The organism is Sphingomonas sp. NPDC079357 (genome assembly GCF_044901155.1).
Taxonomy (GTDB): Bacteria; Pseudomonadota; Alphaproteobacteria; order Sphingomonadales; family Sphingomonadaceae; genus Sphingomonas.
This window is the reverse complement of the sequence record NZ_JBJDOM010000005.1, coordinates 121,596-139,571: the sequence shown is the minus strand read 5'-3', so window position 1 is coordinate 139,571 and position 17,976 is coordinate 121,596. Positions and strand designations below refer to the sequence as shown.

At 63.9% G+C, this 17,976-nt stretch carries 21 protein-coding genes and 1 pseudogene; 11 read left to right on the top strand and 11 right to left on the bottom strand.

Features of this window, described 5'->3' with window-relative positions; translation table 11 throughout:
- Nucleotides 1-116: 116 nt before the first annotated feature.
- Together ACI2JO_RS15375 and ACI2JO_RS15370 are read right to left on the bottom strand one after the other, a co-directional pair.
- Nucleotides 117-899, bottom strand: a complete 783-nt coding sequence (locus tag ACI2JO_RS15375) for a TorF family putative porin (protein WP_404721490.1) — start codon at nucleotides 897-899, stop codon at nucleotides 117-119.
- Nucleotides 850-1,284 carry a hypothetical protein gene (locus ACI2JO_RS15370; protein ID WP_404721489.1) on the bottom strand — a complete coding sequence of 145 codons (435 nt, stop codon included), beginning with the start codon at nucleotides 1,282-1,284 and terminating at the stop codon, nucleotides 850-852. Before ACI2JO_RS15370 ends, ACI2JO_RS15375 begins: the two co-directional genes overlap by 50 nt.
- 153 nt (nucleotides 1,285-1,437) lie before the next feature.
- Here ACI2JO_RS15370 and ACI2JO_RS15365 point away from each other — a divergent pair, with 153 nt between their 5' ends.
- The 3 genes and pseudogenes from ACI2JO_RS15365 to ACI2JO_RS15355 all read left to right on the top strand — a co-directional run.
- Nucleotides 1,438-1,887 (top strand): DUF2721 domain-containing protein, encoded by a 450-nt coding sequence (locus tag ACI2JO_RS15365; RefSeq protein WP_404721488.1) that lies wholly within the window; start codon nucleotides 1,438-1,440, stop codon nucleotides 1,885-1,887.
- A 93-nt stretch (nucleotides 1,888-1,980) separates the two neighbouring features.
- Nucleotides 1,981-2,388, top strand: coding sequence for a hypothetical protein (locus tag ACI2JO_RS15360; protein ID WP_404721487.1), 408 nt, complete (start codon nucleotides 1,981-1,983; stop codon nucleotides 2,386-2,388).
- A pseudogene (locus tag ACI2JO_RS15355) lies at nucleotides 2,294-2,533 on the top strand (hypothetical protein); the annotation flags it as partial. The gene ACI2JO_RS15360 and the pseudogene ACI2JO_RS15355, both read left to right, overlap by 95 nt.
- Nucleotides 2,534-2,689: 156 nt before the next feature.
- Here ACI2JO_RS15355 and lldD read toward each other — a convergent pair.
- The 7 genes from lldD to ACI2JO_RS15320 all read right to left on the bottom strand — a co-directional run bounded on the left by lldD (nucleotide 2,690) and on the right by ACI2JO_RS15320 (nucleotide 8,228).
- Entirely contained in the window at nucleotides 2,690-3,835 is a 1,146-nt protein-coding gene (lldD, locus tag ACI2JO_RS15350) for an FMN-dependent L-lactate dehydrogenase LldD (RefSeq protein ID WP_404721486.1), read from the bottom strand.
- A gap of 121 nt (nucleotides 3,836-3,956) precedes the next feature.
- Nucleotides 3,957-4,778 carry a TrmB family transcriptional regulator gene (locus ACI2JO_RS15345; protein ID WP_404721485.1) on the bottom strand — a complete coding sequence of 274 codons (822 nt, stop codon included), beginning with the start codon at nucleotides 4,776-4,778 and terminating at the stop codon, nucleotides 3,957-3,959.
- 220 nt (nucleotides 4,779-4,998) lie between these two features.
- Complete coding sequence (gene arsH / locus ACI2JO_RS15340) at nucleotides 4,999-5,739, bottom strand: arsenical resistance protein ArsH (protein WP_404721484.1); 741 nt, start codon at nucleotides 5,737-5,739, stop codon at nucleotides 4,999-5,001.
- Nucleotides 5,739-6,170: an arsenic resistance N-acetyltransferase ArsN2 gene (gene arsN2 / locus ACI2JO_RS15335; protein ID WP_404721483.1), complete on the bottom strand. Its 432-nt coding sequence runs from the start codon at nucleotides 6,168-6,170 to the stop codon at nucleotides 5,739-5,741. Before arsN2 ends, arsH begins: the two co-directional genes overlap by 1 nt.
- Nucleotides 6,170-7,456, bottom strand: coding sequence for an arsenic transporter (locus ACI2JO_RS15330; RefSeq protein ID WP_404721482.1), 1,287 nt, complete (start codon nucleotides 7,454-7,456; stop codon nucleotides 6,170-6,172). Before ACI2JO_RS15330 ends, arsN2 begins: the two co-directional genes overlap by 1 nt.
- The gene (gene arsC / locus ACI2JO_RS15325; RefSeq protein ID WP_404721555.1) at nucleotides 7,456-7,872 is read right to left on the bottom strand and encodes an arsenate reductase (glutaredoxin); all 417 of its coding nucleotides are present in this window, start codon (nucleotides 7,870-7,872) and stop codon (nucleotides 7,456-7,458) included. The genes ACI2JO_RS15330 and arsC overlap by 1 nt, the downstream gene beginning before the upstream one ends.
- 23 nt (nucleotides 7,873-7,895) lie before the next feature.
- Nucleotides 7,896-8,228, bottom strand: coding sequence for an ArsR/SmtB family transcription factor (locus ACI2JO_RS15320; protein WP_404721481.1), 333 nt, complete (start codon nucleotides 8,226-8,228; stop codon nucleotides 7,896-7,898).
- On the opposite strand from ACI2JO_RS15320, the gene ACI2JO_RS15315 reads away from it, so the two are divergent.
- Together ACI2JO_RS15315 and ACI2JO_RS15310 are read left to right on the top strand one after the other, a co-directional pair.
- Entirely contained in the window at nucleotides 8,184-8,510 is a 327-nt protein-coding gene (locus tag ACI2JO_RS15315; protein WP_404721559.1) for a hypothetical protein, read from the top strand. The two genes, ACI2JO_RS15320 and ACI2JO_RS15315, sit on opposite strands and share 45 nt — an antisense overlap.
- Nucleotides 8,507-8,632: a hypothetical protein gene (locus tag ACI2JO_RS15310; protein ID WP_404721480.1), complete on the top strand. Its 126-nt coding sequence runs from the start codon at nucleotides 8,507-8,509 to the stop codon at nucleotides 8,630-8,632. Before ACI2JO_RS15315 ends, ACI2JO_RS15310 begins: the two co-directional genes overlap by 4 nt.
- 225 nt (nucleotides 8,633-8,857) lie before the next feature.
- Here the strand turns inward: ACI2JO_RS15310 and ACI2JO_RS15305 are convergent, their stop codons facing one another.
- Nucleotides 8,858-9,631 (bottom strand): alpha/beta fold hydrolase, encoded by a 774-nt coding sequence (locus ACI2JO_RS15305; protein ID WP_404721479.1) that lies wholly within the window; start codon nucleotides 9,629-9,631, stop codon nucleotides 8,858-8,860.
- 531 nt (nucleotides 9,632-10,162) lie between these two features.
- Here ACI2JO_RS15305 and ACI2JO_RS15300 point away from each other — a divergent pair.
- The 6 genes from ACI2JO_RS15300 (at nucleotide 10,163) to ACI2JO_RS15275 (ending at nucleotide 17,353) form a co-directional block, all read left to right on the top strand.
- The gene (locus ACI2JO_RS15300; protein ID WP_404721478.1) at nucleotides 10,163-11,737 is read left to right on the top strand and encodes a GAF domain-containing protein; all 1,575 of its coding nucleotides are present in this window, start codon (nucleotides 10,163-10,165) and stop codon (nucleotides 11,735-11,737) included.
- A 9-nt stretch (nucleotides 11,738-11,746) separates the two neighbouring features.
- On the top strand, nucleotides 11,747-12,124 hold the full coding sequence (locus ACI2JO_RS15295; protein ID WP_404721477.1) for a response regulator: 378 nt from the start codon (nucleotides 11,747-11,749) through the stop codon (nucleotides 12,122-12,124).
- Between the two features lie 283 nt (nucleotides 12,125-12,407).
- Nucleotides 12,408-12,728: a ribonuclease E inhibitor RraB gene (locus ACI2JO_RS15290; protein WP_404721476.1), complete on the top strand. Its 321-nt coding sequence runs from the start codon at nucleotides 12,408-12,410 to the stop codon at nucleotides 12,726-12,728.
- A gap of 311 nt (nucleotides 12,729-13,039) precedes the next feature.
- On the top strand, nucleotides 13,040-13,777 hold the full coding sequence (locus tag ACI2JO_RS15285; RefSeq protein ID WP_404721475.1) for a hypothetical protein: 738 nt from the start codon (nucleotides 13,040-13,042) through the stop codon (nucleotides 13,775-13,777).
- Nucleotides 13,778-14,231: 454 nt separating this feature from the next.
- Nucleotides 14,232-15,095, top strand: coding sequence for an energy transducer TonB (locus tag ACI2JO_RS15280; protein ID WP_404721474.1), 864 nt, complete (start codon nucleotides 14,232-14,234; stop codon nucleotides 15,093-15,095).
- Nucleotides 15,096-16,366: 1,271 nt separating this feature from the next.
- Entirely contained in the window at nucleotides 16,367-17,353 is a 987-nt protein-coding gene (locus ACI2JO_RS15275) for a hypothetical protein (RefSeq protein ID WP_404721473.1), read from the top strand.
- On the opposite strand, the gene ACI2JO_RS15270 is transcribed toward ACI2JO_RS15275, so the two are convergent.
- Entirely contained in the window at nucleotides 17,316-17,924 is a 609-nt protein-coding gene (locus ACI2JO_RS15270; protein ID WP_404721472.1) for a hypothetical protein, read from the bottom strand. The two genes, ACI2JO_RS15275 and ACI2JO_RS15270, sit on opposite strands and share 38 nt — an antisense overlap.
- Between the last annotated feature and the right edge of the window lie 52 nt (nucleotides 17,925-17,976).

The following is a 17,976-nucleotide window of genomic DNA, read 5'->3' as shown; positions in this document are numbered from 1 at the left end:
GGGCCTATGGCTGTCGAATGTTGCGGATGATCTGACACACGGATGTCGTCCGTGTGTCAGGCGCATCTACCGACTAAGCAGACATGGGCCCCTGCCTGCGGAGGGCGACGGTGAGGTCAGATTCCCAGCGAAATCCGCGCTGCCAGCCGGTCGCCGGCATGTTCGCGGACAGCGAAGCGCGACAGGTCCGGTCCGTTGCGGATGTCGGTGCCGGTATATTCCAGCGCCACCGTCAGCGGCCCGGTGATATGCTGCACGCCCAGCGACCAGTCGTGATAGCTCCCGTCCGGCCGCAGCCGCGCGGCGCGGATCGCGTCGTCAACGCTGCCCGAGGAGCGCCCGGCGCTGCCGGTCACCGTCCACGGCGTCGCGGGGATGCCGACGCGCCCGCGCACGCCGAGATAGAGATTGTCGCCGCCGATCGCGCTTTGCGACGGGGCGTAGCGCGCCTCGACCCCGGCCTGTGCCGGACCGAGCGAGTAGTTGAGCCCCGCGCCCAACTCGCCGTAATTCATGTTCCCGCGCGCGCCGGTGAAGAAATGCCCGGTCGCGAACGCATCGAGGCGAAAGCCGGCGAGGTCGCGCGAATAGCCGAGCGTCGGCTCGATCACGCCGTCCGCCCCGTCGTGGCGCGCGTCGCCGCGTATGGCGAGCACGCGCGCGCCGAGGTCGAACCCGGCGGGCAAATCAATGCGCGCATAGGCGGACGGCGCCGCCTTGCCCTCGCTCCAGCTGATCCCGCGGCGGCGTTCGTCGGTGGCGAGTTCGACGCCGGCCTGGACCTGCGCTGCGGCGGGAAGTGCCGCCACGCCCGCGAGCATGGCGGCGATCACATGACGCATCCGCACCTCAGCCGCGAACCCGGTCGTGCGCGGCGTCGAGTTCGGCGACCAGCGCATCCTGATCGCGCGCGGCGACCGCGAGCAGATGGTCGCGGACCTTGCCGCTGCGCGCCGCGACATCTTGCGCGATCGCATCGCGCTGCGTCGCGCACCAGCCCGGGCGGCTGCCAGTCAGCGGCGCATCGGCACTGATCGTGCGCGCCATCATATGCCCGGCGGCGTGGCGCGCCTCGCGGTGGACGTCGACCGAAGCGGTCCAGGCGCAGCGCAGCGCGCTCGGGCGTCCAGGCGCGCCGACCGCACCGAGCTGCTTGTGCGTGACGTCGACCGCGCTGCGGTACGTGACATCGACCTGTTGCCCGCGGTGATCCATCTGCACGCGGTGCGCCTCTTCGGCGATGGGGGTGCCGAGCAGCAGCCCGGCGACGATCGAGACGATCATGGGTTTCTCCTTGCGTCGGCCCCGGACCATGCTGCCCGGTAACCGTATTCCGAGATACGTACGCGCCGCATCGCTTCAACGATCCGGCCGCCCGCGTAACAATTTGTCATCGAGCGTTGTCGATTGCGCCACGAGACGCCACAACATACCGCAATGCCCTACGCTCCCGCCCTTCCCACCATCGCCGAGGCGATCCAGGCCTCGCTCAGCCCGGTGTTCGTGCTGACCGGCATCGGCGCGCTGCTCAACGTGCTGACTGGCCGGCTGTCGCGGGTGATCGATCGCGTGCGGGTGCTCGAGGAACGGCATCCGCAGATCGACCTCGACGAACGCGCGCGGCTGGTGTGGGAATTGCGCCGGCTCGCCAAACGGATGAGCGTCATCAACTTCGCGCTGTTCCTGGCGGTAGCCAGCGCGGTGGCGACCTGTATCGTCGTGGCGCTGCTGTTCATGGGGGCGCTGACCCACAGCCATATCGGCCCGTATGTCGCGGTCAGCTTCATCCTCGCGATGTCGCTGCTGATCGCCGCGTTCGTGGCCTTCATGATCGAGGTGCGACTGTCGAGTCGCGCGATACGCGTGCGTGACGAATTGCTGCATTGATCCGGTCGTGGGCCACCGCAACCACGCCCCGCGCAAGCGTACCGTACCGGTCAAGCTCGGCGGCATCGTCCGTCCGCGCGGCGAGGCCGCGGCATGAGCGTGACGCTGGCGATCACCCTCGCCGCCGCGCAGATGCCGGGGATGAATCATGTCGGGCACAGGCCGAGCATGACGATGCCGATGCCCAAGCTGGCCGCCAAGCCGAGGACCACGGCCAAGCCCAAGCCCAAGCCCAAGCCCAAGCCAAGTTCGCGCGCGGCGAAGCGCGTCCCCCGTCCGGCGTCGGCGATGATCATGACAATGCCCGAGGTCGCGCCCTGCTCGCCGGAACATGCGGCGATGGGGCATTGCGAAGCGCCCGAATCGACCACGACACCGGGACCGTTCGAGCCCTGCCCGCCCGAACATGCCGCGATGGGGCATTGCCACGTCGCGCCAGTCGATGCTGCGGCGAGCGGTATCACCCTGCCCGCCAGCGACGCCTTGGCCCGCACGCGATAGCGCCGCGAACACGGCGGCATGCGGTCGCCGCTGTCGACGGCCTCGCGCCTTACTGGTTCGATGTCGAGGCGACCGCCTTCTGCCCAATCGCGGCGACGTGCCGGCGCGGGTTGAAGGTTATGATGACCAGCGGATCACGCAGAGGCTGATCTTGCAGCCGCGTGCCGAACTGAACTCGTCGGCGCAGGACGTCGCGCAGTCGCGGTGTCATAAACCGCGTTCGCGGCGGCGAGGTAGTGCCGCTGGGCGTGCGGGCGTGGTGCTAAGCCCGTTCCCTCAAGAGGAGGGGTGGCAGGACGCGTCACCGCACAAGCGCGTCACCGGTAATCTTGTCGATGCTGGTGCAGCTGGTCAGCGCCATCGCGACGCGCATCTCGGCCTCGACGAGTTGCAGCATGTGGCTGACCCCCGCCTCGCCGCGCGCCGCCAGCGCATAGACCCAGGCGCGCCCGAGCAGCACGCCGTGCGCGCCCAGCGCCAGCATCCGCACCACGTCGAGCCCCGAGCGCACGCCGCCGTCCGCCAGCACCGTCATCCGGTCGCGCACCGCCTCGGCGATCGCGGGCAAGGCGCGCGCGGTCGAGGGCACGCCGTCGAGCTGTCGCCCGCCATGGTTCGAGACGACGATCCCGTCCGCGCCCAGTTCGGCGGCGGCCAACGCGTCCTCGCGATCGAGGATACCCTTGATGACCAGCGGCCCGTTCCAGCTCTCGCGGATGAACTCCAGGTCACGCCACGACACCGTCGGGTCGAAATTGTTGCGCATCCAGGCGAAGAAATCCTCCAGCCCGGTGTTGCGCCCCAGCACCGGCGCGACGTTGCCGAGCTGGTGCGGACGCCCGCGCACCCCGACGTCCCATGCCCATTGCGGGCGCAGCATCGACTGCCACGTCCGCCGCATCGTGCCCGCCAGCCCCGGTGCTCCCGCCAGCCCGCTGCGATAATCGCGATACCGGGAGCCCGGCACCGGCATGTCGACGGTGAAGATCAGCGCGGTGCAGCCGGCCGCGCGCGCCTGCGCCAGCAGGTCCTTCATGAAGGCGCGGTCCCGGATCATGTAGAGCTGGAACCAGAACGGCGCGTCGGTTTGCGACGCTACCTCGCCGATCGGGCAGGCGGAAACGGTCGACAGGCAGAACGGCACCCCGGCCTTGTTCGCGGCGCGCGCCGCCTGCACCTCGCCACGCCGCGCGTTCATTCCCGCCAGCCCGATCGGCGCAAGCGCGACCGGCAGCGCCTGCCGCCGGCCGAACAATTCGGTGGAAAGGTCGAGCGTCGAGACATCGGTCAGCACCCGCTGCCGCAAGGCGATGTCGGCGAGATCATCGACGTTGCGCCGCAGCGTCGCCTCGGCATAGCTGCCACCGTCGATATATTCGAACAGGAACCGCGGCAGTCGCCGCCGCGCCAGCTCGCGATAATCGAGCGCCGATGCTGCCTTCGCCATATGCTGCCGGGTCCCTGTCGTGATCGCGCGCCTGATTAGCGGATGATCACGATGTTGCCACCCCTCGGGGACGAGCGAGGGCGCTCGCTATTCTTTCATCACCCTCGAACCGGGTCGGTGATCAGCCGGCCTCGGCGGTGCGCTGCGCCATCAGCATCTGCAATCCCGGCGGCTGCGCCTGCTGCAACGACAGGTCGCTGAGCGGATCGGACGGATCCTCGCGGAACGCCACCAACCGGATATGCGCCGCGACATAGGAATGAAGAAAACAGCTCTGGAAGATGCTGTCGCTCCACAGTCCGTTCAGCACATGCTGCATATCGAGCGAGAGTTGCGCCATCAGTTGCTGTGCCCCATCGGCGACCACCAGCACGCCGACGCCGGGCCAGCCCTCGCCGACGAACGTCGCCGCTTCACGGTTGAACGGCACGGTCGGCCCGGCATGTTCCTCGCGATAGGCGATCCCCGCCACCGTCACCCCGCGCGCGCGCGCCGCCGCCATGTCCTCGGCGAAGACATCGAACACCGCGGGAAACAGGTCGAACAACACGATCTCGCGCGCTTCCGCGATCATCGCGCGCACGCGCTCGATGACATGCGGGACCGAGCGGAGCTGAAAAAAGTCCTCGGCGCGGGTCGGCTGATAGACCGCGCTCAACGATGTGAGCGCTTCGGTATGACGACGCTCGAAATCGCGCTTGAGCGAAGCGAACAGCTCGGCGGGCGGGATCGGCGTATAGGTGACCGGATCGTTGCTGTTGCTGGCCAGCAGCACGCCCTTCTGCTCCATCACCTTCAATGCCTGATAGACATTGGCCGGCGCCTTGCCGACGCGCTGTGACAGGCGATAGCCGGTGGCGGGCGCCTGGCGGAGCAGCTCGGTGTAGAGCGACGACTCCAGGTCGGTGAATCCGAAGGCGCTGAGCGCGGTGTTCGGCTGCATGGGGTACTCCGGGAAGAACGCGCGGGTGCCGCGTCCCGGCCAGCCCGCCCCGGTGCTATATAGGACAATTCCCCTTTATCCAGCGACTTGCAGCCTTACCGGATCATCCAGGCCCTCTGGAGTGACGATCGCGAAGTGCCGAAACACGTCGCCGCATCGCTCGTCTCCATCTGACGAGCTAAGTTACCAATGGCATGATTTCCGGAGAGCAGGTCACACCCTATGAAGCGGTCGCGATGCTGGACAGGTCCGTGGCGGCGTCGATCGGCACCCCCGCTTCCTTTCGCTCGGAATAACGATCGACCAGTTGCGCTGCGTGCGGGCGTAGCAGCACCGTGAACCGCACCAGCTCCTCCATCACGTCCACGATCCGGTCATAGTAGCTGGACGGCTTCATGCGCCCGGCGTCATCGAACTCGTTGAACGCCTTGGCGACGCTCGACTGGTTCGGGATCGTCACCATCCGCATCCAGCGACCCAGCACGCGTAGCGTGTTGACGCTGTTAAACGACTGTGATCCCGCCGACACCTGCATGACCGCGAGCGTGCGGCCCTGCGTCGGCCGCATACCGCCCATCGAAAGCGGTAGGTGATCGATTTGCAGCTTCATGATGCCGGTAATCTGACCGTGGCGTTCCGGGCTGCACCACACCTGACCCTCCGACCATAGAGACAGCTCGCGCAATTCGTGGACGGCCGGGTGGTCGTCGCCGGCATATTGGTCGGGCAGCGGCAGTGTCGATGGATCAAAAATGCGGGTTTCGCAGCCGAAGAACCGCAGCAGACGCGCTGCTTCCTCGACGCTCAGGCGGGAATAGGATCGCTCGCGCAGCGAACCGTAGAGCAGGAGGATACGCGGCGCGGGATCAAGCGGGCCGAGCCCCAGCGCCGGCCCTTGGATGACGTAGGCAGGATCGAGCGCCGGAAGGGTATCGGGATCAGCGAGCGTACGGAGCGGCATCAGAGGGCTTTCATGAGATAAGCGGCCGACGCGGGGCACAGCGCGGCGAACTCGCGCGATCCGGCGACGGCCGGGGGAGCCGCGCCGCGATCGGCGTCGGCATAGCCGAGCGTCCGGAAGAACGGCGCGGCCGTCGTCGTCAGCAGGTGGAGGCGACGTACCCCGAGGGTGTGCGCCTGTCGTTCGAGGGTGGTGACCAGTGTTCGGCCCAGGCCATGCCTGCGGCGATCGGCGAGGATGACAATCGAGCGGAGCAGGCGGTCGTCCCCTTCACCCTCCAGACCGCCATAGCCGACGAGGCTATCGGCCTCGAACCTGAAGAACAGGCGGCCGGGATCGACGAGATCGGCACTTGGCAGGTTGGCGGCGTCGAGCAGGCGTGCGAGCTCGGTCAGATCGTCGGGTTCGAGCGCCGTGATGGTAAGCCCCATCACGCGATGCTGATCCTGATCGCGAGCGCCGCGAGCGTGATGAGCAGCGCCGGCACGGTAAGCGTGACGCCTACCCGGAAGTAATAGCCCCATCCTATCCGAATGCCCTTTTGTCCGAGGACGTGCAGCCACAGCAGCGTCGCAAGCGAGCCGATCGGCGTCAGCTTGGGACCGAGATCGCAGCCGATCACGTTGGCGTAGATCATCGCTACCCTGATCGCGCCCGTGGCGTGGGTGGCGTCGATCGAGAGCGCGCCCACCAGCACGGTCGGCATGTTGTTCATCACTGATGACAGGACGGCCGCGATCACGCCCGTGCCGAGCGCCGCGCCCCACACGCCGCCTCGCGCCGTGCGATCGAGCAGCGCCGCCAGATGGTCGGTCAACCCTGCGTTCCGCAGGCCGTAGACGACCAGGTACATGCCGAGCGAGAAGATCACGACCTGCCACGGCGCGCCGCGCAGCACCTTGCCGGTCCGGATCACATGGCCCCGCCCGGCGATCACCAGCAGTGTGATCGCGCCGGCTGCGGCCACGGCGCTGACCGGCACGCCAAGCGGTTCGAGCAGAAAGAATCCGGCGAGCAGCAGCGCGAGAACTATCCAGCCTGCGCGGAACGTCGCAGCATCGCGTATTGCGTCATGCGGCGCGCGCAGCGCGGCTAAGTCATAATCGGATGGAATGTCGCGCCGGAAGAAGATCAGCAGCGCGCCCAGCGTAGCGGCGATCGACACCAGATCGACCGGCACCATCACGGCCGCATAGTCGCCGAACCCGATCCTGAAGAAGTCCGCCGACACGATGTTGACGAGGTTCGACACGACCAGCGGCAGGCTGGCGGTGTCGGCGATAAACCCGGCAGCCATGACGAACGCCAGCGTCGCTTTGTCCTTGAAGCCTAGCGCGCGCAGCATGGCGATGACGATCGGCGTCAGGATCAGCGCCGCCCCGTCATTGGCGAACAGCGCGGACACCGCAGCGCCGAGCAGCACGATCAGGACGAACAGCCGGCGACCATGCCCCCCACCCCAGCGGGCGACGTGCAATGCCGCCCATTCGAAGAACCCGGCTTCATCGAGCAGCAGGCTGATGACGATGATCGCGACAAACGCGGCGGTCGCATTCCACACGATGCCCCACACCACCGGCACATCGGACAGCGTGACGACGCCCGCGAGTAGCGCCACGACGGCCCCGCCCATCGCGCTCCATCCGATCCCGAGACCCTTGGGTTGCCAGATGACGAGCGTGATCGTCGCGACGAAGATCAGGACGGCAAGCAGCATCAGGCGACGCGCTGGCCCGAGGCGTCGACCACTTGCTCGCCGTCTTCCTTGGCGAACGCGCCGCGCTGGCCGCTTGGCAGCAGATCGAGGACGGCTTCGGAAGGGCGGCACAGCTTCACGCCGAGCGGCGAGACGACCAGCGGTCGGTTGATGAGGATGGGATGCGCCATCATCGCGTCCACCAACGCGTCGTCGGACAGCGCCGTGTCGCCCAGGCCCAACTCCGCATAGGGCGTCCCCTTCTCGCGCAGCAGATCGCGGGGTGTCATGCCGGCGCGGTCGATCAGCTCGACCAGCAGCGCACGGCCGGGCGGAGTCTTCAGATACTCGACCACATGCGGCTCGATGCCGGCATTGCGGATCATCGCCAGCGTGTTGCGCGAGGTGCCGCAGTCGGGGTTGTGATAGATAATCATATCGACGGCCACGGGATGTCCTTTCAGCAGCAGGGGGTGAGTTCGGCGACGAGCGGCGCGCACAGTTCCGCGTTGCCGGCGCAGCAATCCTTGACGAGGAACAGCGTCAGCGCGCGCAGGCCGTCGAGATCGGCACGGTATATGATCGAGCGGCTATGCCGTTCGGAGCGGACGAGGCCGGCGCGCGCGAGGATGCCAAGATGCGCCGACATGGTGTTCTGCGGTACGTTGAGCTGGCGGGCGATATCGCCCGCAGCCACGCCGTCCGGTTCGTGACGCACCAAAAGGCGGAATACATCGAGCCGCGTCCCTTGCGCGAGCGCACCCAGCACAGCGATCGCCAAATCTTTTTCCATTTATCCAGCATAGTGGATATTATGCAGGCGGCGCAATCTTTCCGACGAAATTCGGCCCGCCACGCCTTCCGGCTCGGAACAGGATTACAGGCGCGGTTTGCGCGCCTTGCCTTGCCGAGGACCAGCAGCATGATTGATGTGAACGACCCCCAAGCGATCAAGGAAGAGTCGCGCCAATCGCCGCCGCTGCTTTTGCGGCTTGGCGAAGGCGGTGCGGCCAATTTCACTACCCGACAGTCGAGTTGCCTCAGTGTGTACGCGGATCAGCGCACCCATCCATGAAGTATCAAAATTGCTTGGTTGCCGAAGGCTGGCTAGATGAGTTTTTCAATGTCGTGCCGGCTCGGTTTGAGCTCACTAACAATGACACCGGCGATGATGAAAGCCGCGCCTACCAGCGCTAACGCAGGTAGGCGGTCACCGGCGAGCCGACCGAGCGCGCAAACTACCGACTCCCGCGACGGTCGGAGTGTGAGAAGTCTGCGTCAACGCGCCTGCGTTGCGCGATGGCTGACCATCCTGTTCATCTCACCATCTGCACTCGGTTTGTACCTGCAGAATGAACAAACGTCCGCTTCTGGGTCGCTACCGCCATCATCGCGCAATCGAGCCGTCCAGCGGATGGAGCTTCACCTCGTCGCGTCGAGAATGACGGCGACTGTCTCCTCCGGCGTGTCCCACATCGGAAAGTGCCCGCTGCCATTAAACCAGTGGAGCTCGGCGCCGGGAAACGCTGCCTGCGCGCGCGCAGCCTGTCTGGGAAGGCAGAGCCGGTCGTGCCTGCCCCACCCAATGACCACCCGGCCGGTGCCGGCAGCGGCAGGACCGGACTGCTCAGGTCCGGTGGCAAGGCTCCGGACCAGCGCATCGAATGTCGGCGTCTTACTGAGACCTTCCAGCTCGGTCGCGACGGTCTCCCCGTCAAGCGCCCAAGGACGCGCAGAGAGCTGAGCGAGCAGCGCCGTGCGCGACGCTGCGTTCCGGCTCAACGCCGGCAGAGCTGGCCGAATGGCTCGCAGCAAGCGACCGGAGGCGCCGATGGTGGTTTTGAATAAGGTTCGCTCCCAGCCTCGCCAGAAGCCGCCAGGATCAAGCGCGACCACGTTGCCGACGAGTCCACGCCGCGCGAGCTCAAGCACAATCCGCGCGCCCATGGAACTGCCGACAACATCAACGCCAGACAAGCCGGCCTCCGCGATGTAACGCTCGACGCTGCCGACCAGGCCATCAAACATTCCGCTGTCTGACTCGGCAGGGGTAGCACCATGGCCGGGAAGGTCGACCGCGACGACCTTCCGCGAGGCGCTGAGTGGGTCCAAGACGGTGCTCCAAGATCGCCAACTCCCGCCCAGGCCGTGGATTAGAAGCAGCGTGCGTCCAGTGCCGCGCTCGATCGTGTTCATGCCGTCTCCGCCTTGTCGCTTAAAGACGCTCAACGAGCACGGTCGCTTCGCGGGCCCGGCCTCTATCGGGTGACGGGCGTTGGAGATCGGTCCGCAGGCCCCCGCCGGAAGGCGGTGGGGCCAAGTAAGTCTTCCTGTTTAGAAAAGCGTCATCGGATATGAAGGAGAGACCACTTGCGAGCAGCGCTACGTTTGCACTGAATGGCCGCTTGTCAGACTTTCTGGCCGCCTTCTAGAAGCTTCGTTTTCGAAGGCGCCTCACGCTCCCACAACTTCCTTTCTGCGGTGTAGTTTCGGGAAAGAGCAATCGGGAACGAATTTTGAGAACACGCCTCCCTGCGTGGACGCCAACGGGGTCGACGCCAGCCGCCTCCCCGCCGTCGATTCGCGCTTTGGAGAAGTCGGGTTCGAGCTCTTGCCCGACTAGTCCGTCCAATCATCAATCAGACGTATCTCAGCACCCTGAACGCGGCTAAGGCTATGCGGGATTGGAAGTCCGGGGGACGGCCAAGCTGTTAAGAGGGCGGGGTATTGTCGCAAATTCAGACTTCGCGCCGTGCGGGCGCGTTGAAGGGGTTGGAGGTACTCGACACCCCTGAGGAGCAGGCGTTCGACGACATCGTGTTCATCGCGTCGCGCACCTGCGACACGCCGATCGCCCTCATCAGCCTGCTTGATGACGATCGACAGTGGTTCAAGGCGCGTCTGGGTCTTGACGTACGCCAGACGGAGATGGCCCAATCGGTATGTCAGATCGACGTGGACGAAGCCGAAATTCTGATCATCCCCGACCTGACGTGCGATCCCCGTACCGCGGCGAACCCCTTGGTAACGGGCGAGCGGGCGTTCCGCTTCTATGCCGGCGCACCGCTGGTCCTCCGCTCAGGAATGGTCGTCGGGCGGCTCTGCGTGATCGACACGAAGACGCGCCCTGAAGGCCTTACACAGGAACAGATGACGCTGTTGCGCGCGCTCGGTCGGCAGGTTTCCGATCAGCTCGAACTTCGGCGTGCCGCGCAGGTCAGCGCGCGGCTGCTGCAGCTGCAAACGGCACTCATTGAAATCGGTGAGCGCATTCGCGCCAGCGAGGAGGCGTTCGAGATGACCTCCGCAGCAGCGGCCGTCGTCGGTCGCATCCTGGGGGTGCAGCGGGCGAGTTTCGGCTTGGTCGATCCCGATGTGGAGATCGTCGATGTAGAGGCGGACTGGACCGCGCCGGGCATCGCGAGCATCGCGGGGCGGCACCGCTTCGACGATTACGGCGCACTTCGCGCCGATCTGGTGGCGGGTGACCCCTTGGTCATCGACGATGTCGCGACGGACCATCGCACTTCAGCCCATACCTCGGCAATGCACGCGCTCGACATCGGTGCGCTGGTCAACATGCCGGTGCGGGAACGCGGACGCACAATTGCCATCTTCATCGTCAACGCATCGCGACCACGGTTCTGGACGCCCGACGAGGTGCTGTTCCTGCGCAGTGTCGCGGATCGTCTGGAGGCAGGCGTCGCCCGCCTGCGTGCCGAGCAGCAGCAAAGCGTCCTCAACGGCGAGATCAACCACCGGCTCAAGAACATGCTGTCGATGATCCAGGCGATCGCCAGCCAGACATTGCGCACCGTTTCCGAGCGCGAACCGGTCGAGAGTTTCGAGCGCCGACTGGTCGCGCTGAGTGCGGCGCACGACGTGCTGCTTCAGAAGAGCTGGAAAGACGCGGACCTGCGGACCGTTGCCAAGGCCGTGGTCGAGACGGTCGGATTCGGTGAGCGGATGACCCTGGATGGTCCTTCGGTGCCGCTGGGCGCGCGTGCCGCGCTGTCCTTTTCGCTCGTCGTTCACGAGCTGATGACGAACGCGTGCAAATATGGCGCGCTCTGCGTGGAGGGGGGTCACGTTGAACTGACTTGGGCCATCGAGGGCAATGACCTGATTGTCCGTTGGCGCGAACTTGGCGGTCCGCCTGTTGTCGCACCGAGCCGAAAAGGCTTCGGATTTAGGCTGATACAGCTTGGTCTGGCCGGAACGGGCGGCACCGAACTCCGTTATGAACCCGACGGATTCGAGGCTGACCTGCGGGCCTCCGTCGAGCACTTGGCCCAGGCGTAGCAGGAATCTATGACAATTGCTTCTCACGAGCCCGTGCCGATCGTCCTCGTTGTGGAGGACGAGCCACTGCTGCGGCTGTTCGCGGTACAGGTGGTCGAGGACGCTGGCTACGAACCTCTGGAAGCGGCGAACGCCGCCGAGGCCATCGCGATCTTGGAGAGCAGACCGGATATCAGGATCGTCTTTACCGACATCGACATGCCGGGCGGCCTGGACGGCATAAAGCTAGCCGCGTGCATCCGCGACCGCTGGCCACCCATCAAGATCATCATCACGTCAGGAAAGCCATTGCCACCGCGGACGGTCATACCGGCGGAGACGGTGTTCTTCCCCAAGCCCTACCGGCAGGATCGCGTAATTGCTTCGCTCCAACAGATGGCTGCATGAGGCGTTTGCGGCAGGTCTTCCGTGACACCTGCCGTCGGTGACGTTTTCTCGATTGACCATCCTTTTCAGGAAAGCGGGTGGCGCATCGCGCAGTCAGCCAGAGCCATACCCAAAGCGTACCGCCACGAAATCGATCAGTGGCGCGGTTCAGGCCAAGGCATGGAGGCCGACCGCAACTCAGAATGAGAAGTTCCGCTTCCGCCCAAAACTAGCCGTTGCTGAGCGATGGCAGCTTGCCCAATAACTGCCTCTCGTTCACGTGATGCGGGAGCCTGAGGTGCCCATGTCCGTACTTGACGAAAACGCCGCGATCTTAAGCGGCATCGAGGCCGATGGGAGCGATCTCGGCTCGCCGCGCAGGGTCGACTTCGCGCACGTCTTTCCGGAGCGCAGGGCTGCCGACGCCTTCGCTGAGGCGGCGACCCGGGTTGGGTTCGAAGTCGGTATCGAAGAGGTCGACCGGGAAGGCGACCCGTGGGATGTGATCGCCTCGAAGACCATGATCCCGTCAGCCGAGAGCATCACTTCGGTCGAAGAGCATCTCGGAAGAATGGCTCAGGAGCATGGTGGCGTTCCAGATGGTTGGGGCTCTGAACGGGTCTGAAGATTGAGGGTCCGCTTCTAGCAAATTCGGCCCGAGGGCGGTCGGACTGCTCACCACCAGAAACGGACATCGAGGCTTTTTTCCTAGATCCGGGGCGAGGACGAACCCGATTATACCCCCCTGATACCGCAGGCATTGGTCCGCTCGCGCACGGTATACGCCACCAACGGGCGTTATTTAGCGCCAGAGAAACCGACGCGGCACCCTCCTTCCAAAAGGCAAGTGGGGAACGCCAACGCTCGCCATTCTTTGGACCATCTTCCGCTACCGGCTATCAGTGTAGCGACGAGGTACCTGGGCGATTGAGGATCATGAACACGAAACCGGGCTGGGGATTGATAAGCGGACTTGCTCTGATCGTGTCAGGCTGCGCCCCAAAGCCCATTCCCATTCAGCCACCGCCTCCTATCGTGTTTGTTACGCCGCCACCCCCATCGATGCCGGCGGGTGGCTATGTCGGCATGAAAATTCCGGCAAAGCTCAAGGACGGCAAATACTTCACCCCGAACCTCAACAATACGGATTCCGCGGCGGTTTGGCATCTACGTAACGCGTTGAACGTAGCGGCGCTTGGCTGCGACCTGGAAGGTGGCGGGATCGTCGATGCCTACAATGCCTGGATCAAGACGCATGCCGCCGTTATCGATCGCTTCTACCAGGCCCTGATTCGGGAATGGCAGGGGCCCGGCTGGATCGATTGGCAGCGCGTTTATGACGACGATCAGACGCGTATCTACAATTTCTATGCGCAACCGGCGATGCGGGCGGGCTTTTGCGCGGCCGCTCGACTGGAGGTGACGCAGGTCGGCCAGATCTCGGATGACGACTTGCCGACCTTTGCCCGAGCGGCTTTGCTTCGGCTAGACAAACCGTTCGTCGATTTTTACGCGGCGTTCGACGCTTGGCAAACCTATTATCAGTCGTTCCAGCCAAAGGCGGAGAAGATCGATAATATTCCCGTCGTGATCGTTCCGCCGCCGGGGAAAGCGACACCCGACGGCGCTAATGCGCCCGAACCACAGACATCGCCGAGACCTGATCCATCATAAAGGCTTCGCCAAGGAGCTCTTTCTGCGGCGCTGTGCGATCGATCCTAGATGAGAATTCGATACGCCTCTTCGTCACCGCAAGCTCGGCCGCAGTCATGCAGCGGCGCGCAATGAGCGACTGAACGGCCGATTACCACGGGAACTCGCTTCAAAGTGGACGGGCAGCTAACCCGCCTCAATGCGACATTCGGCCGTTTGAGGTGGAGGAACCCTCCGCCGCAGTAGCCTTTTTCTCTCGGCGGAACCGGCGATCGAACTCGAATATACCCACCGAGTACCCGTGCACCCTCATCCGCTTGCCCGGCTCGGATTGTGACGACGCACCAGATGTGATCAGGCTGGGCCAATGCTGCGCGCGCACGGTAGCCTGTTTAAGCTTCGCGGGCAGGATCATGGACGCGCCTGACCCTTCGTTTTATTCTGTGATCATGGGCGGACAAAAGGGGAGCACGCCATGCGAACGATCGGTTTGATGGCGGGGATGGCGATCGTCGGAGCCGCGACGCCGGCGTTGAGCAAGGAGGTTCAGCGAACGGCCAAGCAAGTCGTCCCTCTGAATATCGGCGACTGGCTCGGGCCAGACGATTATCCGCCTGGAGCGATCTTCGCTGGTGAGCAAGGGCGCGTGGTGGTGATCGTGTCGATCGACGCTACCGGTCGCCCCACTGCTTGCAGCATCGACGTTTCGATCGGTGCTCCCGCCCTCGAAAAAGGCACGTGCGATCTGGTGCTCAGTAAGGGGAAATTTGAACCGGCCCGCGACAAAGAGGGTCGTGCGCTCGCCAGCAGGTACATGCTTCCGGTCCGCTGGAAGCTTCCCGAAAGCGGCGAAGGCCGTCAGACGACCGGACCCTGGAGCATGACCAAGCTTACATCGGTCGATGCAGCCGATCAGATCGTGCGTTGCGACGTCCTGATTGACGGCAAGGCCGTGTCGGCCACTCCCGAGCAGTGCAGAGGTCGCGGCGAATTGAAGGACCTTCGCAAGCGACTGAATGTCTCCGGGCCATTCCGAATACGTCAGGAATTTGCAGCTCTACACGACGACTCGCCGCCTCCGGTGCCACCTTCAAGCGACGGAGGTCGATTGCTGGCGCTTTACGAGGTCCGGCAGCAGGTAGATGCGGAAGGAACGCCTTCGATTTGCACCGTCTTGGTCTCCGCCGGCGAATGGGCGGAAGAGGAGAAAAAGCACCTTGAGAAGACACCCTGCGAGAGCGGGCATCGCTTCTTTCCGGTTGTCGGCAAGGATGGCGTGGCGAAGGCAGCGCAAGTGTTACTGATGACCCGGGTGACGCTGATGCCTCCAGCAAGCTGAGTCGACCGTGGCGGAGATACCCTCCGCCACGGTGGCCTATGCTCCTCGGCCGCGGCCCCGGAGAAAGCTCGTTGTACCCTGCGTGTACCCGCTGCCCGTCCGCTTGCGCCCACTTGCGGCCGTGAGCGCTCGCCGTAGATTGCTAGATGTGGTTTAAGCTGAAAACCGCTTTTCGGCGTTTCGGGCTTGTTGGCTTAGGTCTACTTTGTTGCGCAGCTCTCCCAGCCGCAGCTTTACGATATGCCCAGGAAATGCCGGCCAAAGTCGAGCCGGGGGATGAGTGGCAGCCTTGGTTGTTCACCGGGTATCTCGTGCTTGACTTGTCAGCGCTCACGTTCCTCCTGTGGCGTCGTGATCAACCGGCAGCTTGGATCGTCGCTGCCGCGAGCGGCGTTGCACCATTCCTCTCGATCTATCTGACAAGCTAAAGCCGCAAATGGAGACGGAGGAGGCTTCCACCTCGATCATATCCTCCCCTAGAGATGGGAGCGGACTGGCCCGATTGTCTCCGCTTGATACCTAGGCGCACTCGTCCAAATTCGCCCAAAATGCGGCTCTTAGCGCGACTTGGGCGACAACGCTCAATGCCCTTTCATTCATGTAACGCTACCCGCGTTTTATCGTCGGAACCAAAGGAATAGCAGGAGCGGGACGGCGGCGATCATCAATATGCCGATCAAGGGAGAGATAATCGCGAGGGTTAATATGCCGAAGGTGAAGAGGACCCCTGCCACATGTATGATGACCCATGAGAGCAAGAACTCAAATAACATCTTGCCCTTGCCGTTCACTGTAGAGCCCCCTAAACTGAGTGAGTGAAACGCTGGCTTGTGCTGCCTCTAAGAACCTCAACAACTCTCACTCAACTGGCCGCTACAGTGGTTTGATTGACATATCGTAACTCGCGTGCTTCGCGTTGCCGGCCCCATCGGGTGGTCGGCGGCAGCCTCAAGCCACGCCTCATACAATCCAAAGGCAACGGCTTCCCAAATAGGCGACGCTCTAAAACGGCCTTTCCGTTTTAACCACTCGTGGACGTTCGAGCTGACAATTCGGCTCTCTGATCGCGATTGTCCGTTCAGCCCGATCTCTCCCGTTTCCCCGTCTTGCATCGAGAGTTTTCGGGAAAGAGCAATCGGGAACAGGTTTCGGAAAAGCAGCTCTCAAAGGCCGCCGGCTGGTCGGTCAGCACCTTTGGATTCTCGTGAGAGGTTCGTTATCGGGAGGGAGGCTTCGGCGAATATTGTCGGATCAAGCGCCAGGACCCGGTATTGTCAATAACGCTCGTCATCGTCAGGCTATGCAATGCAACCGCAAAGGTCGACGACGATATGCTCAAAGCAGTGGCCATCCTCTTGTCGTTAATCATCATTCCGGGCGTATCCGCAGCAAGGGGCAGCTCGGACACTTTTGGGGCCATGGTTTCGACCGGCTGCGATATGCCACATGGTTGGAAGGACATTGCCCTGCGCAAGCCTCGTTTTGTTGTTTTCGGTGAAGTTCACGGAACGCAAGAAGCGCCTGAACTTGTCAGCCGCGTCGCCTGCGCACTTACCGCGCAAAGCAAGAGCGTCTTGGTCGCAGTCGAGCATGACGTCGCATTCGATCCCGCATATCAAGCGGCATGGCGACAGCCGCCCGAAAAGTTCGCGGCGGCCCTTCTCCAAGCGGGTTGGAAAGGAAGCCGTGACGGAAAAGGCAGTGTTGCGATGCTGGGCATGCTGAAGCAACTCCATCAGCTCGCCTGGCAAGGTCGCGCAATCCGTATCACCGCCTTCGATGGCGCGCGCGACGAGGCGCAACGTCGCAAATTTAGCGCGATGCCGCGACAGGGGCAGCGGGACGCGGCTCAGGCAGACAACATCCGCATAGCTGCCGATGCGGCGTCCTATGATATCGTCCTCGTTCTGACTGGCAACGGCCATGCACGTCGACAGTCGTTCGAGCGTGGGGATATCAATGTCGAGCCGATGGCGATGCACCTCGCGCGCGTCGGGCCAATGGTCACGCTTGACGCCAGCTATTCAGGTGGCACCGCCTGGACCTGCGACCTAAAGCCTAGGATGCGACCAGAGCCCGGCAAACCCATCCGCGACGACGCAATCGAATGCGCGGTTCATCCACTGAGCAGGCAGCCGGACCTTGGACATACCCCGTTTTTTTCGCTGACTGCATCGGCCGAAGCAGACGATGCGTATGACGGTTTCTTTTGGCTAGGGACTACCCATGGTTCGCCACCGGCCGTGCGGGATCACTGACCGCAATACAGCGGCGGCTAGACGACGGCCATCGTCCCGAAACTCGATCGTTCTTGCGAAAAGGGGGCGGCGATCCCAGAGCTATTTGTCCGCCTTGATCGCCTGCAGCCGCCGAGATGAACGAATGGCTGAATGCGGGAAGGCGGAAATTGGCCGCTGATGGCTGGGAATGGGGCAATCTGACACGCCACCGGCCTCCGATGCGGTCAGCCAATCGCAAACCGATGCTCGGGTATGACGTCGAGAAGGTAGAAGGCCCGATGCGGGTCGCTCGCGGAACTGTGATGATCGCCCGAACGACGCAGGCCTGCTTGCGCAGAAAGTCTCGTGACCCCTCGATGGCCTTCCAAGGGTTTGACTTATTATCGTTGGCATCTGCCAACACGGCGTCACGGTAAAAATCGAGCAGCCCAACTTGGCGCGCGACCGACAACCGGCGCAGCTTTGCGTCGATATAGGTGGTCAGCGGCCGCAGGATAGTCACCGCCGACGCCTTCCCGGCGATCACCGCATCGACCATGGCGGGCAACCGCTGCTCGGCCTGGATCAGACGGCGGATGGCGGCCGCCAATCGCGACAGGCCGTACCAACCTGTGGCATAGGCCGTGGCCTCGACGTTCTGG